Source organism: Bacillus sp. LBG-1-113, from assembly GCF_020708615.1.
GTDB classification, from domain to species: Bacteria; Bacillota; Bacilli; order Bacillales; family Bacillaceae; genus Bacillus; species Bacillus mojavensis.
Genome location: NZ_JAJFDG010000003.1, coordinates 97,051 through 115,810 on the forward strand (window position 1 = coordinate 97,051; position 18,760 = coordinate 115,810).

The 18,760-nt window shown below is 44.1% G+C and carries 17 protein-coding genes and 3 pseudogenes; 9 read left to right on the top strand and 11 right to left on the bottom strand.

Translation table 11 applies throughout. The features are described 5' to 3' along the window. Window positions 1–8 precede the first annotated feature (8 nt). The 6 genes from ahpF to gntR form a co-directional block, all read right to left on the bottom strand. Window positions 9–1,538, bottom strand: a complete 1,530-nt coding sequence (gene ahpF / locus LJF29_RS10135; protein WP_151174649.1) for an alkyl hydroperoxide reductase subunit F — start codon at window positions 1,536–1,538, stop codon at window positions 9–11. A 13-nt stretch (window positions 1,539–1,551) separates the two neighbouring features. Further along, entirely contained in the window at window positions 1,552–2,115 is a 564-nt protein-coding gene (gene ahpC / locus LJF29_RS10140) for an alkyl hydroperoxide reductase subunit C (protein ID WP_010332567.1), read from the bottom strand. A 289-nt stretch (window positions 2,116–2,404) separates the two neighbouring features. After that, complete coding sequence (gene gnd / locus LJF29_RS10145; protein ID WP_229148289.1) at window positions 2,405–3,817, bottom strand: decarboxylating NADP(+)-dependent phosphogluconate dehydrogenase; 1,413 nt, start codon at window positions 3,815–3,817, stop codon at window positions 2,405–2,407. 23 nt (window positions 3,818–3,840) lie between these two features. Then, window positions 3,841–5,187, bottom strand: coding sequence for a gluconate permease GntP (gene gntP, locus LJF29_RS10150; RefSeq protein WP_168749245.1), 1,347 nt, complete (start codon window positions 5,185–5,187; stop codon window positions 3,841–3,843). A 28-nt stretch (window positions 5,188–5,215) separates the two neighbouring features. Beyond that, the gene (gntK, locus tag LJF29_RS10155; RefSeq protein WP_229148291.1) at window positions 5,216–6,757 is read right to left on the bottom strand and encodes a gluconokinase; all 1,542 of its coding nucleotides are present in this window, start codon (window positions 6,755–6,757) and stop codon (window positions 5,216–5,218) included. Beyond that, a complete protein-coding gene (gene gntR / locus LJF29_RS10160; RefSeq protein ID WP_010332563.1) occupies window positions 6,750–7,481 on the bottom strand; it encodes a gluconate operon transcriptional repressor GntR in 732 nt (243 codons plus the stop codon). Before gntR ends, gntK begins: the two co-directional genes overlap by 8 nt. 193 nt (window positions 7,482–7,674) lie before the next feature. Here gntR and LJF29_RS10165 point away from each other — a divergent pair, with 193 nt between their 5' ends. Both LJF29_RS10165 and LJF29_RS10170 read left to right on the top strand, forming a co-directional pair. Next, window positions 7,675–8,823, top strand: a complete 1,149-nt coding sequence (locus LJF29_RS10165) for a glycerate kinase (RefSeq protein ID WP_229148292.1) — start codon at window positions 7,675–7,677, stop codon at window positions 8,821–8,823. 87 nt (window positions 8,824–8,910) lie between these two features. Then, window positions 8,911–9,942 (top strand): polysaccharide pyruvyl transferase family protein, encoded by a 1,032-nt coding sequence (locus LJF29_RS10170; RefSeq protein WP_229148298.1) that lies wholly within the window; start codon window positions 8,911–8,913, stop codon window positions 9,940–9,942. Window positions 9,943–10,087: 145 nt separating this feature from the next. Here LJF29_RS10170 and LJF29_RS10175 read toward each other — a convergent pair whose 3' ends face one another. Beyond that, window positions 10,088–10,498: a hypothetical protein gene (locus LJF29_RS10175; protein WP_229148299.1), complete on the bottom strand. Its 411-nt coding sequence runs from the start codon at window positions 10,496–10,498 to the stop codon at window positions 10,088–10,090. 14 nt (window positions 10,499–10,512) lie between these two features. After that, window positions 10,513–11,973, bottom strand: a complete 1,461-nt coding sequence (locus tag LJF29_RS10180; protein WP_229148301.1) for a lipase — start codon at window positions 11,971–11,973, stop codon at window positions 10,513–10,515. A gap of 60 nt (window positions 11,974–12,033) precedes the next feature. Here LJF29_RS10180 and LJF29_RS10185 point away from each other — a divergent pair, with 60 nt between their 5' ends. After that, window positions 12,034–12,552 (top strand): DUF1433 domain-containing protein, encoded by a 519-nt coding sequence (locus LJF29_RS10185; protein ID WP_010332558.1) that lies wholly within the window; start codon window positions 12,034–12,036, stop codon window positions 12,550–12,552. A gap of 78 nt (window positions 12,553–12,630) precedes the next feature. Here the strand turns inward: LJF29_RS10185 and LJF29_RS21305 are convergent. After that, window positions 12,631–12,747 (bottom strand): annotated as a pseudogene (locus LJF29_RS21305) (LrgB family protein); the annotation flags it as partial. On the opposite strand from LJF29_RS21305, the pseudogene LJF29_RS10190 reads away from it, so the two are divergent. Beyond that, window positions 12,726–12,974, top strand: a pseudogene (locus LJF29_RS10190) (MarR family winged helix-turn-helix transcriptional regulator); the annotation flags it as partial. The pseudogenes LJF29_RS21305 and LJF29_RS10190 sit on opposite strands and share 22 nt — an antisense overlap. 66 nt (window positions 12,975–13,040) lie before the next feature. On the opposite strand, the pseudogene LJF29_RS10195 reads toward LJF29_RS10190, so the two are convergent. Continuing rightward, a pseudogene (locus tag LJF29_RS10195) lies at window positions 13,041–14,110 on the bottom strand (SDR family oxidoreductase). A gap of 131 nt (window positions 14,111–14,241) precedes the next feature. Here LJF29_RS10195 and yxaF point away from each other — a divergent pair. From yxaF to LJF29_RS10210, 3 genes are all read left to right on the top strand, one after another. Then, complete coding sequence (yxaF, locus tag LJF29_RS10200; RefSeq protein ID WP_229148306.1) at window positions 14,242–14,817, top strand: transcriptional regulator YxaF; 576 nt, start codon at window positions 14,242–14,244, stop codon at window positions 14,815–14,817. Window positions 14,818–14,906: 89 nt separating this feature from the next. Continuing rightward, window positions 14,907–15,920, top strand: coding sequence for a quercetin 2,3-dioxygenase (locus LJF29_RS10205; RefSeq protein WP_229148308.1), 1,014 nt, complete (start codon window positions 14,907–14,909; stop codon window positions 15,918–15,920). Between the two features lie 148 nt (window positions 15,921–16,068). Next, window positions 16,069–17,271, top strand: a complete 1,203-nt coding sequence (locus tag LJF29_RS10210; protein ID WP_229148310.1) for a DUF418 domain-containing protein — start codon at window positions 16,069–16,071, stop codon at window positions 17,269–17,271. Window positions 17,272–17,323: 52 nt separating this feature from the next. Here LJF29_RS10210 and LJF29_RS10215 read toward each other — a convergent pair whose 3' ends face one another. After that, the gene (locus LJF29_RS10215) at window positions 17,324–17,779 is read right to left on the bottom strand and encodes an RDD family protein (protein ID WP_202656518.1); all 456 of its coding nucleotides are present in this window, start codon (window positions 17,777–17,779) and stop codon (window positions 17,324–17,326) included. A 157-nt stretch (window positions 17,780–17,936) separates the two neighbouring features. On the opposite strand from LJF29_RS10215, the gene LJF29_RS10220 reads away from it, so the two are divergent. Continuing rightward, complete coding sequence (locus LJF29_RS10220; protein ID WP_229148312.1) at window positions 17,937–18,110, top strand: MerR family DNA-binding transcriptional regulator; 174 nt, start codon at window positions 17,937–17,939, stop codon at window positions 18,108–18,110. Between the two features lie 195 nt (window positions 18,111–18,305). After that, window positions 18,306–18,731: a DUF5391 family protein gene (locus tag LJF29_RS10225; RefSeq protein WP_229148313.1), complete on the top strand. Its 426-nt coding sequence runs from the start codon at window positions 18,306–18,308 to the stop codon at window positions 18,729–18,731. Window positions 18,732–18,760 lie beyond the last annotated feature (29 nt).

Consider the following 18,760-nt stretch of genomic DNA (forward strand, 5'->3'; position numbering starts at 1 on the left):
TTTTCATATTAGTTACGGATAAGGTAATCAAACGCGCCTAAAGCGGCAGTTGCTCCTGATCCCATTGAAATAATGATTTGGTTGTAAGGGCCGTCTGTGCAGTCGCCGGCAGCGAATAAGCCTGGGACGCTTGTAGCGCCATGTTTGTCGACTACGATTTCGCCGATGCGGTTGCGTTCAACGGTTTCGTCTAACCATTCAGTGTTTGGCACGAGACCGATTTGGACGAATACACCTTGGAGTTCAACGTGTTTTTCTTCGCCTGTTTCGCGGTCTACGTATGTGATGCCGTTTACGCTCTGATCGCCTGTGATTTCTTTTGTTTGTGCATTTTTAAGTACAGTGACGTTTGGCAGGCTGTAGAGACGTTTTTGCAAGACTTCGTCTGCCTTCAGTTCCGGCGCGAACTCTAGCACAGTGACGTGATTGACAATACCTGCAAGATCAATCGCTGCTTCAATACCAGAGTTTCCGCCGCCGATAACGGCTACGTCTTTGCCTTCAAACAATGGGCCATCACAGTGCGGGCAGTATGCGACACCTTTGTTTTTGAACTCTTGTTCACCAGGTACATTGACATTGCGCCAGCGGGCACCTGTTGAAAGGATGACTGTTTTACTTTTCAGGACAGCACCGTTTTCGAGTTCAAGTTCGAACAGATCTTTTTTCTCAAGTCGTTTTGCGCGCTGAAGGTTCATGACATCAATATCATATTCCTTCACGTGCTCTTCAAGACTTGCAGCAAGCTTCGGTCCTTCAGTTGCTTTTACGCTGATGAAGTTTTCGATGCTGAGTGTGTCGAGAACCTGTCCGCCGAAGCGTTCAGCGACAACACCTGTGCGGATTCCTTTACGCGCCGTATAAATGGCTGCACTTGCGCCGGCAGGTCCGCCGCCGACAACAAGAACGTCGTAAGGATCTTTGTCAGCAAACTCAGATGCATCTGCGCCGCTGCCCATTTTCGCAAGAATCTCTTCGAGGGTCATACGGCCGCTTCCGAAGGATTCGCCGTTTAGATAAACCGTTGGCACTGCCATAATGTTTTTGCTTTCAACTTCTGATTTGTATGCCGCACCGTCAATCATGGTGTGAGTGATGTTCGGGTTCAGCACGCTCATCATGTTTAAAGCTTGTACAACGTCAGGACAGTTGTGGCATGTCAGGCTGATATAAGATTCAAAGTGGTATTCACCGCTGATCTTCTTCACCTGATCAATGACTTTTTGATCTACCTTAGGCGGTCTGCCGCTCACTTGCAGCAATGCCAACACTAAAGAAGTGAATTCGTGTCCAAGAGGAATACCGGCGAAAGTGACGCCAGTGTCTTCTCCGACGCGGTTCACACTGAAGCTTGGCGTTCTGTTCAATTCAGCTTTTTCAACAGTGATTTTAGATGACATGGAAGCCAGCTCATCAACGAGAGCCAGCATGTCCTTAGAAGTGTCATCTTCACCTGCACTCACTTTGAGAACAATGTCGTTCTCAATTAGCTGCATGTATTGATTTAATTGTGCTTTGATATTTGGATCAAGTACCAATTGAATGCACTCCTTAGATTTTACCTACTAGATCAAGGCTAGGTGTAAGCGTTTCGCCGCCTTCTTCCCATTTAGCCGGGCAAACTTCACCTGGATTTTGACGAACGTATTGTGCTGCTTTTACTTTGCTGATCAGGTTGCTTGCGTCACGGCCGATACCGCCTGCATTGATTTCAACAGTTTGGATCACGCCATCTGGATCGATGATGAATGTTCCGCGGTCAGCAAGACCAGTTTCTTCGTCAAGCACATCGAAGTTGCGAGAGATTGTTTGAGATGGATCACCGATCATTGCGTAAGTGATTTTGCCGATTTTTTCAGAGCTGTCATGCCAGCCTTTGTGTACGAAGTGAGTATCTGTAGAGATAGAGTACACTTCAACACCTAATTCTTTAAGTGCAGCGTATTGGTTTTGAAGATCTTCAAGCTCAGTTGGGCATACGAAAGAGAAATCTGCTGGGTAGAAGCAGAATACGCTCCATTGGCCTTTCAGAGATTCGTTTGTTACATCGATGAATTCACCGTTTTTGAATGCTTTTGCTTCGAATGGTTGTACTTCTTTACCGATTAAAGACATAATGTTATTCCTCCTAAAAATGGTTTAGAAAGCAATAGTGCTTTCAATAATAATTCTAATTATATATGAATTATTAATTAATATATATTTTTTGTCAAGACAAAACCCCTTAATTATTTTCTCTTTTTCCACTCATCGTGAAGGAAAGTGCTGGTGTTATCAGCATAAATTGCACTTTGACCCATATTAAATTTTATATGTTTGATTCTCAATTAGTTGTGATATGTGAGTTTATCCTATAAAAAAAGCTGGCAGCTGGTATAAAAGCTCCAGCTGTCAGCCTTATCTATTAGTTTGCATCAGACCAATTGGTATGGAAAACGCCATCCATATCTGTCCGCTCGTACGTGTGGGCGCCGAAATAATCGCGCTGCGCCTGTAATAGGTTGGCGTTGGAACGCCCTGTACGGTAGCCGTCGTAGTAAGAGAGCGCGGTGCTTAGGCATGGGAACGCGCTGCCGGCGCTGATTCCCTCACAAACGACTTTTCGCATGCCTGTCTGATAGGCTTTCATTTTTTCTGAAAAATAAGGTGCAATCAGCAGGTTTGAGAGATCTGGCTGCTCTTGGAATGCCTCGCTGATGACATTTAGGAAATCCGCGCGGATGATGCAGCCGCCGCGGAAAATCAAAGCGATGTCTTTCAGCGGCAGGTTCCATCCGTAAAGCTCAGATGACATTTTATATTGAGCAAAGCCTTGTGCGTAGGCGCAAACTTTTCCCATGTATAAGGCTTGTCGGACGTATTCAATCCAGAGGTCCTTATCGTAATGTTTTTCCTCTGTTTCCGGACCGGCTAACAATGGTTCAGCCGCCATACGTTCTTCTTTTAAGGACGACAGGTAGCGGGCGAACAAGGACTCGGTGATAATAGCGGATGGAATGCCGTTATCAATGGCTTGCATGCTTGTCCATTTTCCTGTGCCTTTCTGGCCGGTTTTATCAAGAATGACATCGATTAGCGGCTGACCTGTATGTTCGTCCTTTTTCCGTAAAATCTCCGCTGTAATCTCTATTAAATAGCTTTTCAGCTCACCTTGATTCCACGTTTCAAAGATGCTGGCGATTTCTTCGAGCGGCAGACGAAGCGTTTCTCTAAGAAATGTATAGGCTTCTGCAATCAGCTGCATATCTGCATACTCAATGCCGTTGTGCACCATTTTTGTAAAGTGCCCTGCCCCTTTTGGCCCGATGTAGACACAGCAAGGGTCTTCTCCGACTTGCGCTGCGATTTTGGTCAGGATCGGAGCGGCTTTTTCATAGACGTCTCGATCTCCGCCCGGCATGATGGAAGGCCCTTGTAATGCGCCGACTTCCCCGCCGGAAATGCCGATTCCTAAGTAGCCGATTCCTTTTTCCTTCAGCTCGTCATATCTTCTTTCTGTGTCTTCGTAGTGGGAGTTGCCTCCGTCCATAATGACGTCTCCTTCTTCAAGCAAAGGCATTAACGAATGGATGACGGAATCGACTGGTTTTCCCGCTGTGACCATCAGAAAGATTTTTCTTGGTGTTTCTAGTGATTGAACAAAATCTTGAAGCTCGTAGTACGGGCTTAACGATTGTCCATCCAGCTTTTTCACAAGCTGGTCCGTTAAATCCCTGGTGTAATTATAGACGGCGACTTTTTCGCCTTTATTTGCCATGTTTAAGGCGATATTGCTTCCCATTACGCCTAAGCCTATGACACCAATTGTATTGAACATGTGTTACATCTCCTTCATTAATTTCATACAACTAAACTTAACAATAATATAAATCCTAGTCCAGCAACGGAGATAATTGTTTCCAACAAGGTCCATGTGGAAAAGGTTTCTTTCATGCTTAATCCAAAATATTCCTTGAACATCCAGAAGCCGGCATCGTTGACGTGTGAAGCGATGACGCTTCCCGCGCCTGTTGCGAGCACCACTAATGCAAGGTTGGCATCTGACTGTCCCAGCAAGGGAATGACGAGCCCCGTCGTGCTTAATGCGGCAACGGTTGCTGATCCTAAGGAGATGCGCAGGATCGCTGCAATGAGCCATGCCAGCAGAATCGGTGATAATGCCGTTTCTTTGAATAAATCTGCAACGTAGTCGCCGACACCGCCGTTGATTAACACTTGTTTAAAGGCGCCGCCTCCCCCGATGATCAGCAGCATCATGCCAATTTGCGAGATGGCTGTAGAACAAGAGTCCATGACGGTTTTGATTGGAATGTTGCGTGCGATTCCCATTGTGTAAACAGCAACGAGCAGTGAGATGATCATGGCAGTCGATGCATTTCCGATTAAACGGATGAAAGCGAGGAAACTGTTATCCGCAAATCCTATTGTTTCCTGAAGCAAATCAATGATGGTAGCGATCGACATGATGATAATCGGAAGCATTGCTGTAAATACACTGATTCCAAAGCCTGGTGTTTCTTCAAGCTTGAATGTTTTTTGTGTGCCGAGTGACGAAATATTTCCGTTTTTCGCAAATGATGCAGGAACGATTTTTTTCGCCAACTTTGTAAATATTGGCCCTGCAATCAGGACGGTCGGAACAGCAACAATGAAGCCGTACAGCAGCACTTCACCGATGTTTGCGCCGTATTCCCCGGCAATCGCTGTCGGTCCCGGGTGCGGCGGCAGGAAACCGTGTGTGACGGATAATGCTGCGACCATCGGAATACCGAGATATAAAATAGAAATCTTCAATTCTCTTGAAATCGCAAATACAATCGGGATTAAGAGAACCAATCCTACCTCAAAGAACAACGCGATTCCGATAATAAATGAAGCAATCACAACAGCCCACTGTATATTTTTCTCGCCGAATTTGTTGACGAGCGTCATTGCTATACGCTGTGCGCCGCCTGAATCAGCAATCAGCTTGCCCAGCATCGCACCGAGTCCGAAGATGAGTGCGATGTGGCCAAGTGTCCCCCCTATACCTTCTTCAATGGAACTGACAACTTTATCAAACGGCATCCCAAGTGCCAGTGCCACGCCGAATGATACGATCAGTAATGAAATAAATGTGTTTAATTTTAAGCCCATAATCAAAATCAGTAAAGCTAGGATCCCAAGTGCAACAATGATTAACGGCATGGTAATGCCCTCCCCTTCATGTCATGTGCTATTTGTGTGTAATTAGGCTTCTTTGGTAATTTGCAATTTGGGTATATTGATTTTCTAATGATCTTGATAAATTAATGAAAATCGGCATTAATGTTCTATATTCTTTGGCTGAGTCTTCAATTGGCGTATGTCTGTACGTGCTGCCGACCATGTCGGACACGGCATCGAACGAATCGATTGTCCCTGTCGCATACAGGCCTAAAATGCAGGCGCCGAGACATGAACTTTCATAGCTTTCCGGAACGACAACCTCTGATTCAAAGATATCCGACATCATTTGCCGCCAAACCTCTGATCTTGCAAAGCCGCCAGTCGCTTGAATTCGGGTGACCGGTCCGTCCATGCATTCTGTTAGCGCCAGGAACACAGTGTACAGGTTGTAAATGACCCCTTCTAATGCTGCACGTATCATATGTTCTTTTTTATGTGACATGGTCAGGCCGAAAAATGAGCCGCGTACATCCGAGTTCCATAACGGAGCGCGTTCCCCGGCGAGATACGGATGGAACAGCAGGCCGTCAGAACCCGGTCTGACGCGTTCAGCAATCTTCGTCAGCACGTCATACGGGTCAATTCCCAGTCTTGTCGCTGTTTCGATTTCTGACGAAGCAAATTCATCTCTGATCCAGCGAAGAACGATGCCCCCATTGTTCACCGGACCGCCGATAACCCAATGCTTGTCCGTTAACGCGTAGCAGAAAATTCTCCCCTTTTCGTCGGTTTGCGGCTGGTCGATAATGGTTCGGATAGCGCCGCTCGTACCGATCGTAACGGCGATTTCTCCTTTTTTAATGGCATTGACGCCGAGATTGGACAGTACGCCGTCGCTTGCGCCGATGACAAAAGGTGTGTCTGGATTGATTCCCATCTGTATCGCTAATTTCGGGCTGCAGTGCTGAAAGATCTCGGTTGTCGGCACGAGTTTGGATAAGTGATTCGGCGTAATGCCTGCGATCGTCAGTGCTTCCTCGTCCCAATCCAAGCTTTTCAGGTTCATCATCCCTGTCGCTGATGCCAATGAGTAATCGATTACATACTCATTAAATAGCTGTTTAAAAATGTACTCTTTGATGCCGATATATTTTTTGGCTTTAGAAGCAATTTCTTTTCGTTCGTTTGTGATCCATGTAATTTTGCTTAACGGTGACATTGGATGAATGGGTGTTCCTGTTCGTTTGTAAACCTCATGCCCATTGAGCTCATCTTTAATCTTATGCGCCCAGCCTTCGCTTCGGTTGTCTGCCCACGTGATGCATGGCGTCAGCGGCTGATCATTTTCGTCCATGGCAATGACGCTGTGCATGGCGCTGCTGAAGGAAATAAATGAGATTTGTTTTTCCGGGTGCTGTTTCGTGATTCTTGCAGTTGTATGGATAACAGCCTGAAAAATCTCTTCCGGATTTTGTTCAGCTGTTGAGATGTCCGGTGTATGGAGCGGGTAGCCGATGCTTTCTTTCTGTACCACGTCTCCGTTTTCAGTGAATAATACAGCTTTTGTGCTGGTCGTACCGATATCGATTCCTAACATATAACTAGTCATTTTGGTGTTCAGCTCCTTTTGCCAGCATTTGTTGTGAGAGCCAGAGGTCCTCTACTTTTTCTTGCACATCGTCAAAATTCTGGTGCAGAGACTGAACCATCAGCGCCCTGTCCTTTGTTTTGATTGCTTGAATATATAGCTCATGGTTGTCCAGAATCCTTGAGAAATCTTCGTACTTTTCCTTTAACCGTACCCGCATTGATAAAAGAATAAAGCTTTCCATTACGGGTTTTAGATTGTTCCAGATCATCTGAATGTATGAGTGATCAATGGCGCGGATAATCGTTTCATGGAATAACACATCCTGAAATGAAAACTCGTCCGCGTCCTCGTATTTGATGGAGACTTTCATGATTTCTAGAATCTTGCTGAGATCTTTGACTAAAGGCTCAACGTCGATTTTGACAAGCCGTTCAAAGACAAACGTTTCTAATAATAAACGCACGTCATATATTTCTGCGATTTCCTTTTCAGTTAACCCAATCACAACCGCTCCCATTCGTTCTAATCGGATGATTTTTTCGGAAGCCAGTATTTTTAACGCTTCGCGAACCGGCGAACGGCTTACGGAAAACTCAGCCGCGATTGTATTTTCTGATAGAATGGTACCGCTTTCAATCATGCCTGAAATAATTCGCATTCTCAGCTCGCAAGCAACGCGAACGCCGGTGGACGCTTTTGAAAGCCATTTTGCGGGATATAACAGGTCCTTGGAGTCTAGCATACGCTCACCTTCTTCACTAAGGAGTATACTTGTATACAAGTATGATAACGTGAATGTTTTATTAATGCAAACACTTTCATTTCTAATTTTTAATAAAATTTTTACTGGTAAATTGGTATATATCTCCAAAAGTAATTATGGTAAATTGAAGAAAAGACACTGTAAATCATCACTTTTTGAAAGAGGCGATTGGATGAAAATCATTATTGCACCAGATTCTTTTAAGGAAAGCTTATCAGCGTTGGAGGCGGCTCACGCCATAGAAAGAGGCTTCAAAACAGTTTTCCCGAATGCTGAATATCGGAAGCTGCCGATGGCGGACGGCGGTGAGGGAACGGTACAGTCATTAATCGATGCCACAGGCGGAATCATAAAAGAGCAGATGGTTACGGGTCCGCTCGGGGAACCAGTAAAAGCGTTTTTTGGCCTAATGGGAGACGGAAAAACGGCTGTGATTGAGATGGCTGCCGCATCGGGATTGCACCTTGTGCCCGCAGAGAAGAGAAATCCGTTTGCCACATCTACTAAAGGAACGGGAGAATTAATCGGAGCCGCTCTTGATGCGGGTGCAGAGCATTTGATCATCGGAATCGGCGGAAGCGCCACAAACGATGGCGGAGCCGGGATGGTTCAGGCGCTGGGCGGAAGGCTTCTTGATGAATCAGGCCATGAAATTGGACCCGGAGGCGGTGCGCTTTCTCAGCTTTCTTCAATAGATTTGGCAGGACTTGATCCCAGATTACGAAATGTAAAAATCGAAGTCGCCTGCGACGTGGATAACCCGTTAACAGGGCCAAAAGGGGCTTCCGCTGTTTTCGGTCCTCAAAAAGGCGCCACGCCTGACATGGTGCCTATCCTTGACCAGAACCTGTCTCACTTTGCGGATGTGGCAGAGAAAACGCTTGAAACAAGCTTCAGGGAAACAGAGGGCGCCGGTGCAGCAGGCGGTCTCGGATGGAGTCTTCTTGCTTTTCTCCGTGCTGATTTGAAGAGAGGCATTGACATCGTCCTCGATGCGGTCCAGTTTGAAAGCGAGGTTCAGGATGCAGATCTTGTGATTACCGGCGAAGGGCGGATTGACAGCCAGACAGTTTACGGGAAGACGCCGATTGGCGTGGCCAAAGCTGCTAAGGCATACGATGTGCCTGTCATTGGACTTGCGGGATCCGTTTCGCGAGACAGTGATGCAGTCTATGCACACGGGATGGATGCCCTTTTTAGCATCGTGCCGGGAGCCGTGCCCCTTGCAGACGCAATTGGGCATGCAGCCGAGAATATGGAAAGAACGGCAAGAAACATTGCGGCATCCTTAAAACTGGCGAAAACGATGTATCTGATATAAAGCCGGGCAAGCACATACCCGTGCATATTCACCCTCCTTTATGGGTACAGACAGGTAACAAGCACAACCTAGAAGGAGGACGCAGACATGACTGTACAAGAAATCAAAGGCAAAAAACTAGGTAAAGGGATCGCGCCGAATGTAAAACCCGAAGCCTTATTAAATGATAAACGAAAAGTATTTTTGTTTGGTTCCCCGAGTTACACAAACATCGGAGACCAAGCGATTGCGTATGCGGAAGAGAAATTTATTAAAAATCGTTTTCCGTACTATGAATATATTGAAATTATGGACTATGCGACGGATGAAGGCATCGAATTGGTGAAGGAAATTATCCGTGAAGACGATATTGTCTGCTTTACCGGCGGAGGAAATTTAGGCAATCTTTATCTCGATATTGAGGAGGACAGAAGGAAGGTCTTTGCAGCGTTTAAAGACTATAAATCCATTTCTCTTCCTCAATCCGTTTATTTTGAAGATACAGAGGACGGAAACAAAGAAAAGAAAAAAACACAGGATGCGTACCATCAAAATCCACATTTAACGATTGCCGTGCGGGAGACGCAGACGCTCGATGTTGTGAAAGAAACCTTCAATTCAAATGTGATCTTTACACCGGATATGGTGCTGTCTTTGGATATCGTACCGAAAGAGCTTGAACGGGACGGCGTTCTTTTTATTTTAAGAGCGGACAAGGAGAAGGTAACCGATGAAGATTTTATTTCACACATGATGAAATGGGCAGAAAAAACAACCTACGCGGAGCGTACAGACACGGTGCTTGATACGGTCGATATGATTGATTACGAGGATCGGGAAAAGCATTTTATGGAGATGCTTGACCGCATCGGTTCAAGTAAATTGGTCATTACCGACCGCCTTCACGCGATGATCTTCTCGATTATCACAAAAACGCCATGCCTCGTCTTTGGAAATAGCTACGGCAAAGCTAAACATTCCTACCGGGATTGGCTTGAAAGCTTAAACTTCATTGAATACACAGATAAAAATGATATTGAGGAATTAGAGCAAATGATTGACCGCCTGCTTCAAGCAGAGCCGAATGATGTTGATTTGTCTAAGGATTTTCAGCCGCTGGTTGATTTCTTTAGATCGTAATGGGAAAAGCAGACTGGGAACAGTCTGCTTTTTTCTGTGCTAATGATCGTTTTCCAGACGCACAGTTTCATTCGTGATTCGTTCTCGCTGCGCCACTTTTCGGAGATGATATCTTCTTTAGTTTAAGGGATATTGACTATCTACCTTATAAGCCAATGGAATTGATTACTCTCGAAACATCAGAATGAACTTTATCGAATGAAAGGTGATCTTTCATTTTATCAGTGATACTATCTATTGCTTTTCCAGACATATGATGGTTGAGGATTTCTCGTTTTGTCTTTATAGCCTGCTCGGCATCTGTAATGTTTTCAAGGATCGAAGACAAATTCTTACGGTCTTCCTGGAATGCATAGCTTAATTGTTTTTTGATTGAATTCATTAACGCCAATTTTTGTTCTTGTCTCTTCCTCTCTTTGAACGCAGCCAATTGTTCAGGTGTCATTTCAGAGGTATTTACACCAGCATTTGAAAAAATCGAAGTGCTTGAATGCTGACTCGTCATTCTTTGCATAAAACGGTCAGCGTCTGTTGGTTTCTTATTCATAAAATCCATGTATCTTTCTCTCCTTATGAAATCCCCATTCGACTGGCCGCTGCCAGATCTGCATCATGATACGCATGTCCCATATGTCCGAGATCATCTGCAATCATCTGTAGAAAGTGTTGCAGATTGAGCGCTGCATCTACTGCCTGATCATATTTTTCTTTTGAGTAAAAAAGGTGGTGCGGTTTGTTCATTTTGATCTTATTGATCAGATCATCGACATCGGAAACTGATAATTCATCATAGGCGCCAAAACCAACCATTCGTGCATGCATATTCCTGACATCCTCAATTGAATCCTTTACTTTGTCATCGATTCTTTCAATCTGGCGTATCATTTTTGACCATTCCGTTTCGGCAATATGCTTCAACTGAGTACTTGTATTCATTAATACATGTGATTTGATCAGAATCGAAACACCTGTATTGGCCTTCACATTCGTTGATTTCATTTGCTTAAGCATCGCTAATGCAAAGTCAGGGTTGTTCTTTAAAACATCATCCACAGTTTGGACAGAGCCATCTGAATGGAAGTTGTATCGATCCAAGCCGTGACTTCCCATCAAGGCTTCAGCAAATAGTGTAATATCAAGAGATTGATTGCCATAATGTTTAAGTCCAAGGCCCAGCATTTTCACTTCATCAGGGAGGCTATTATTCTGTACACCATTCGGCAAAGCTTCGTCATACATCACTTTTACTTTGCCTACTTCAGCAGCATCCCGATTCAGCAAGGATAATCCATCATTTAAATTAATATATTCTGTTAAACGACTGCGAAACTCTCCCTTTAACGCTCGGGCTTTTACATCCTCAGGCAGGTTTTCATATATGTTAGGATTCTCGAAAGTGACACCGCGTTCTATAAAATCATTCATCACTACGACATAGCCTGCATTAGAACCGCCTAATGAGTGACCCGTTACTTGAATGTCAGCATTTTTAAAATTTTGATGTATTGTTTTTGCATATTGATCTGCCTGTATGGCCTGATTATCTGTTCCATCATCAAACGGCTTTTTGCCAACTAGATAACTAGTATCCATGTGAAGCCAATCCTGCAAAATCTCATTTGAATATTCACGAAGCCCTTTTGCTGAATCATAAAAGGAACCATCTTCATCTTCAGGAATGTTGATTCCCTTTTTCTCTACTTCTTTAATAAGCTGTTCCCGCTCATCACGATATTGTTTTATTGTATCTTGGAATTGGCCGGGGCTGATGGGTTCTGATCCACGGTATGCGATGATGGCGTTTTGGATTTTTTCTTTGTCTTTTCCATGGTTGGAAATTTTGTAATCTTTTTCGGATACTAAAGTAAGGGCATCAAGCCCTTTTTTCGTTTTTTTATGATCAACTACATATAACTTTTGTCCATTACTTATCTCAATGTTAGTACCAATACGATAGTTTCTAAGATTATATGCAGCACTTGATGCTTTATTATAATCTTCGTCTGTAAGTGAATTCTTTTTTCTAGACATAACTTCACTCTCCAAAAACTTGTATATATTGTATAATAAATTAAAAAAGGATGAAATACCATGTCATTTGTAAAAAAAATACTTATAATAGGTACGATCGTATTGATTGTTGTATTAGGTATTTCTTACGGAATAGTAAAAAAAATGAATATATCAGATCGAACAACAGAAGAGACTGGAGGTAAACAGACAGTGAAAAAAGAAGAAAAAAGCGATAAAGAAAAAGCAGAAGAATATGTAGAAAAGATGAAACCAAAAATTAAAGAACATCTAAAGGAGGAAGATATTCATAATTTTATTAAAAAAATTACTTTCGAGGATAAAGTTGAAATAAACCCAATGGGAAGAATAATAGTAAATGGATATATAAATGACAATCCAGATAAGTTTTACTTCTCAGCAGATTTAATTTATGATTCCAATAAAGTGGACGGAATGAGTTACCCTGAGGATGTAGGTAATCGTTTTACAGATTGGAGCGAATACACCAAGAAAGAAAAAGAAGAATACATCAAAACCGCTTACCCCGATAAAAAAGAGCGTGAACAATATTTAAGAGATATCGGAGAACTAAAATAAACAGGCCAAAATGCCTGTTTACTTTCGCCGATTCGTATCCCAAAAAAGACTGCCCTCCTCCGGGGCAGTCTTTCTTTATTAAATATGAAACAGCCAGATGACAAGCGGTCCGAAAAATGAGCCGAGAACCACATAGAGTGTCATGGAGACAGAACTCATGGATACGGCTAGTTCTCCATATTCAAATGCTTTTGAGACAAGCTGCAGCTTTAGAAGCCAAGGAGCTCATCTATCGTTTTACCGATCCTTCCGATAGAAGAGTCAGTCTGTTTACTATTACAAAACTCGGCAAACAAGCATTAAAGGCAGATCAGCAGATGCGCCTAGAACGTTATGAACAGATGCTGAAAGAGTGGTCAATACATGAAAAAGAGATGTTTGGCGAACTTCTGCAGCGTATGAACAAGGCCTTTGTCGATTAACATCAAAAAACCCATGCATGTTAAATCTGCATGGGTTTTTATGGTGTGCAATCAAATGGGAAGCTCTTATTTGGTGCGTTTAACGGCAGCCCAGACACAAGCAAGCCCGACAGCCGCAGCCGCAGTTACCGCCGGGCGCTTTGTGGCCTTTGCATAATAGCTTCTTGACCGAAGCCACCCTTTATTTGTCCCCCTGTCATGCATGCCGTAGCCCGCATGGTAAAGCGCGCTTTCTTCACGCGGTTTGGACGGTCTTTCCGCATGCTGGCTGTAGTACATGATTTTTTCCATCAGCCTGTCGGTCAGCCGGGGGAAGAGTGTACCCAGCATGGCGATGGATTTTGCCTGCGAGCCGATGTACATGTCGCGTTTCGGATGTTCAGCGGCAAACAGGATGGCTTCGGCTGCAGCTTCCGGCGGATAGATCATAGAGCGGGAATGAGCCGGCTGTTTGTCCAAGTAGCTTCTGGCGTGTTCGTTGTAGGGTGTGTCGATTCTGCCTGGATGGATGAGTGTGACTGAGACGGGTGCCTGTTCTTTTTCAAGCTCCATTCGAATGCTTTCTGTCCATCCGTGAAGCGCGAATTTCGCAGACGCGTAGGTGGATTGAATGACGGTTCCTCTGTCGCCGAATAGGCTTCCTACATTGATGAGAGCACCCGGATCGCCTCTGCTTGTAAAGTGTTTGACGGCTGCCCTTGTTCCATAGACCGGACCCCAGAAATTGGTGTCAAACACGCGCTTCATGTCTTCGGTGGTCACATCCATGGCGTGTCCGAAAACCGAAACTGCTGCGTTGTTACCCATGTGTCAAAATGGCCGAATGTGCTGATTGCGGTTTCTGCGATGCGGTTGACGTCTTCTTCTTTTCCCACATCCGCTTTTACATAGATGGCTTCGTGCCCTTTTTTCTTTACTTCGTCAACGAGCTCCTGAAGGGCATCTTCATTTCGGGCTGCTGCGACGACTTTTGCTCCTTTTTCGGCTGCCATTCTCGCGGTGACGAGGCCGATTCCGCTTGTAGCACCGGTAATGACGATGACTTGATCCTTTACTTTTTTCAGTTTGAGCTTCGTTTTCGGGTTTTGCTGTTTTTCAAGCTGTTCGGTATTGGTGACCGTATCATCATTTGGCATCGAGAATCCCCTCCTAGACATGTTTGTCTACATTTACCCCAACCGGGAGGCCACTACCCCTTTTTGACAATCCCAAGGTTCTTTTTTATATTATATAAGTCGCTCTACCATACCTAGGAGGGAATGTTTCAATGACTAGCAGAGGAGATTCACGTGAAAAAATCCTTCACACAGCGTCACGTCTGTTCCAGCTGCAAGGATATCACGCGACGGGCTTAAACCAGATTGTGAAAGAAAGCGGTGCTCCTAAGGGATCGCTTTATCACTTTTTTCCGAATGGCAAAGAAGAATTAGCAATTGAAGCGGTTTCATATACAGGAAAGATCGTTGAGCATGTGATACAGCAAAGTATGGATGAATCCTCTGATCCAACAGAAGCGATTCAGCATTTTATCAAAAAAACCGCCAGCCAGTTTGACAATACGGAAAGCATTCAAGGGATCCCAGTCGGCTTGCTGGCGAGTGAAACGGCGTTAATCAGCGAGCCGCTGCGCACGGTTTGCATGAAGGTGTTTAAAAGCTGGGAAGCGGTTTTCGCCAGAAAATTAAAGGAAAACGGATTTGCAGAAGAAGAAGCAAATCAGCTTGGGATGCTGATCAATTCGATGATTGAAGGCGGTATTATGCTTTCGTTAACGAATAAAGACAAAACGCCCCTTCTTCTCATTGCCGAACAAATTCCAGTATTGGTGAGGAAAAAAGGGTAGCAATTTGTTATCCTTTCCCCTACAATTATATAGAACGGTCTAGTCAGAAACCTAAAATATATAGACTGGTCTAAATTGGAGGAAACAACATGAAAACGTTAAGTAAACATTCACTGCCCAAAGAAAAAGTGCCTTACTTGCTCCGCAGCGGAGAGGGAGAGCGCTACTTGTTCGGCAGACAGGTTGCGACAGTGATGGCAAACGGAAAGAGCACGGGAGATTTGTTCGAGATCGTACTGCTTTCTGGGGGAAAAGGGGATGCCTTTCCGCTTCATATTCACAAAAATACGCATGAAGGGCTTCTTGTTCTGGACGGTAAGCTTGAACTAACGCTTGATGGTGAACATTATCTTTTAGTAGCTGGTGATTATGCGAATATTCCGGCCGGAACGCCGCACAGCTACCGGATGCAGAGCCATAGAACACGGCTGGTGTCTTACACAATGAAAGGAAATGTCGCACATATGTATTCCGTGCTTGGAACGCCATATGATCACGCTGAACATCCGCCGCACGCAAGCGAAGAAGTGTCAAAAGAGCGTTTTGAAAAAGCGGCTGAGGTGGCGGACATTATGTTTGCGGAGGATGAAAACCCTGCCGGGGCTCCAACATTAGTGGAGAATACAGAACTTCCGGATGGCGTTGTTCCATATGTGCTTGAGTCTGGAGAAGGAGACCGGTTGTTGACGGGCGATCAGCTACACCGGATAGTGGCTGCGCAAAAGAATACAGACGGGCAATTTATCGTTGTATCATCTGAAGGCCCTAAAGGCGATCGCATCGTTGATCATTACCATGAGCATCATACAGAAACATTCTATTGCCTTGAAGGGCAAATGACGATGTGGGCCGATGGTGAAGAAATTCAGCTTAATCCAGGAGATTTTCTGCATGTTCCTGCCAACACTGTACACTCCTATCGCTTGGATTCTCACTATACAAAAATGGTGGGGGTATTGGTTCCGGGCTTATTCGAGCCGTTTTTCCGCACGTTAGGAGATCCGTATGAGGGGCATATCTTCCCGAGTGAACCTCAAGCTTTGCGATTCGACCGTGTCTTGCAGAATATCGACACATTAGATTTAAAGGTCATGAAACCATAATATCTCCGGGCTTCCTGTGAAGCCTGGCTTTTTATTGTGAAGGTGACAGGATTGTAAGGTTTTTCCTTGGCGTTGCCATCTAAATCGATGTTTCTTCGCTTCTATTTTTCATACGCTTGAGGTATAGAAATAAAGGAGCGTGATTCATATGGCTTCATTACAGCCGACTCTGACAAATGAGCGGATTGGTGTACTTGACGTGTTAAGAGGAATTGCCATTTTCGGCATCCTATTTGTGAACTTGGCGCACTTCAGTTATCCGGATATGTATTTGTCTATGCTTGGAAAGGATAATTTTTTCACGGAAAAGTGGTCTGATGCAGATTTTGCTGCAGCAGACATATTGAAATTTTTGATTCAAACCAAATGTATTTTACTGTTTTCATTTTTATTTGGGTTTGGCATGGTGGTGATGATGGAGAAAGCGTTAAGCAAAGGAAAACGTTTTGTCCCGCTTTATATCAGGAGATTATTGGCACTCTTCATCTTTGGAACCATTCATGCTTTTTTGATATGGGACGGGGATATCTTAACGGAATACGCCCTGCTTGGCTTGGTTTTCCTTTTGTTCAGAAAAGCAAAGCCGAAAACACTGTTGATATGGGCAGTCTCTTTGTATCTCCTGTTTTCGCTTCCGTTCATTTTGGCAAGCTTTCATCAAGCGAACGGTCAAGAATGGGCACAAGCGGCCATTCAGCAGGCGAAGCAGGCGCTGCATGCTTACGGAAACGGCAGCCTGAAAGACATTGCGGAACAGCGAATCCACGACCGTTTCGTTTATATGTCAATGAATGGCATGCTGACCTATAATCCGCTGAATTTCTTTTTTGCCTCCATCCCATATTTCAGTATGTTTTTGCTGGGCACCGCGGCGGCAAAATCAAGATTGCTGCATCAGCCGGAAAAGCACCGCAAAGCGTTAAAAAGAGTATGGCTGTCTGGGCTGGTCATTGGCATCAGCGCTCATATATTGTACAGTGTGACCGAAATAGAAGTATGTTTGCTGGTTGGAGCGCCTTTTCTTATGTTTTTCTACGTCACAACGATTGTGTATCTATATCATAAGACAAGACTGGCTAAGCCGCTGCAATACTTTTCTGCAGTCGGGAGAATGGCATTTACCAACTATCTCATGCAATCGATCATCTGTACGTTGATTTTCTATCATTACGGGTTGGGGTTATACGGCAAAGTGTATCCGGCTGCGGGCGTGCTGATCACGATCGCGGTATGTGCCCTTCAAATGATTTTCAGCCATCTTTGGCTTCGGGCATTTCGAATGGGGCCGTTTGAGTGGCTTTGGAGGAGCATTACGTATATGAAATGGCAGCCGATCTTGAAGAAATCATAGATAAATAAAAGTCTAGACTCATATTGGAGTCTAGACTTTTTCAGGTTTTCAATTATTTATATACAACCCGTGTGCGGCAAATGATGTCATGCAGGCCTTTTTTCTCTCCGAATGCGACCATGATAAAGCCGATATAAAAGATAATTCCAGATAATATGTACGCAAAGTAACGGCCGATTGCCTGCCCGATAGACACGCGTCCGCCTTGTTCATTGACTACTTTCAGCCCGAGAATTTTTTTGCCGAGCGTGCCTTGCATTTTAGAAGCTGTAAGCAGCCCGTAATATAACACACTGATGACGATCATGATCAGCATGGTTGGCAAAAAGGCAAGCGTCAAGTATTTCACCATATATTCGTCTTGCGTCATATATGGGTCTGTTGCGATGGATCCAGCGATAAATACGGAATTGATAATAAATAGAATAATATAGCTAGGAACAGATACAATAATGCCATCAATTAAATAAGCTAAAACACGAATCCAAAATCCTGCCGGTTTTTCCATGTATATTTCTCTCTCCTTTGAATTAATCTGGAACAGTATACTTTGTAAAAAAAGCTTTTGCAATATGATATGGTGATAAAATCCTGATATTACTGAAAAATGAGTCTTTTATCCTTTCTTTTCTACTATATAAATATACCAGAGATCATTAAAAAGCATGTCTTATACATTATTAGAAGCCATAAAGCAGTGCCAAATGACTGAGGATGCAGTTCGTTATGATGAGAAAATCGGCTTGCTTCTGCCGGTTAAACGAAAGGCGAACGGTCATCGGGTGTTTAGTGAGGACGACAAGAAACGTCTGCTGTTGATCGACAGACGGGTTGGATGATAGAGCACGAGCTGCAAGCAGGTATGGGAGCTAATTGAAGCGGAGAGCGAGGAAGGGTTTGGACTGGGTATTTACACCAGGTTTTAACATAGAACACAACACTGAAATTAAGGTAGAAACACCATCGATTTCTATTAGTTTTTCCTTTATGATAATAAAGGTTAATATTTCTATTTTAGGAGGTGTCAATTGATCATGTCCAGAAAAAATCGCGTAGTGATCATGACTGCAATTTCTGCATTCCTTTTTTGCGCTGTGATTGCTGCGGCTTCACTTTCTCCGCTGGCAGACACGGGGTCCTCAGCCAATCAGTTCAACTCTATCGGTATGTGGTCGGCAATTGGTATGATACTTGTTTTCTATCTCATTCCCATCCTCATGTACATGCTGGGTGTGGATGCAATAAGATTTGTGATGGCGGCGCTTTGCGGCATGGGTTTGCTGATTCACTTATCTACTGCCGCCATTGTGCTGATGATCAGTATATTTGGTGACCATCCGCTTTCTGATGTGATTACTGTGATGGGGCTCTGTCTCGCTTCAGCGGCTGTAAACATCATTTGGTTTTTTGCCGCTTTTCGTTCTTCGTCAAAGAAACCTGTCACAAGGAATTTTACATAGTTTTCTATTTTCGCTGATGCATGATTTTT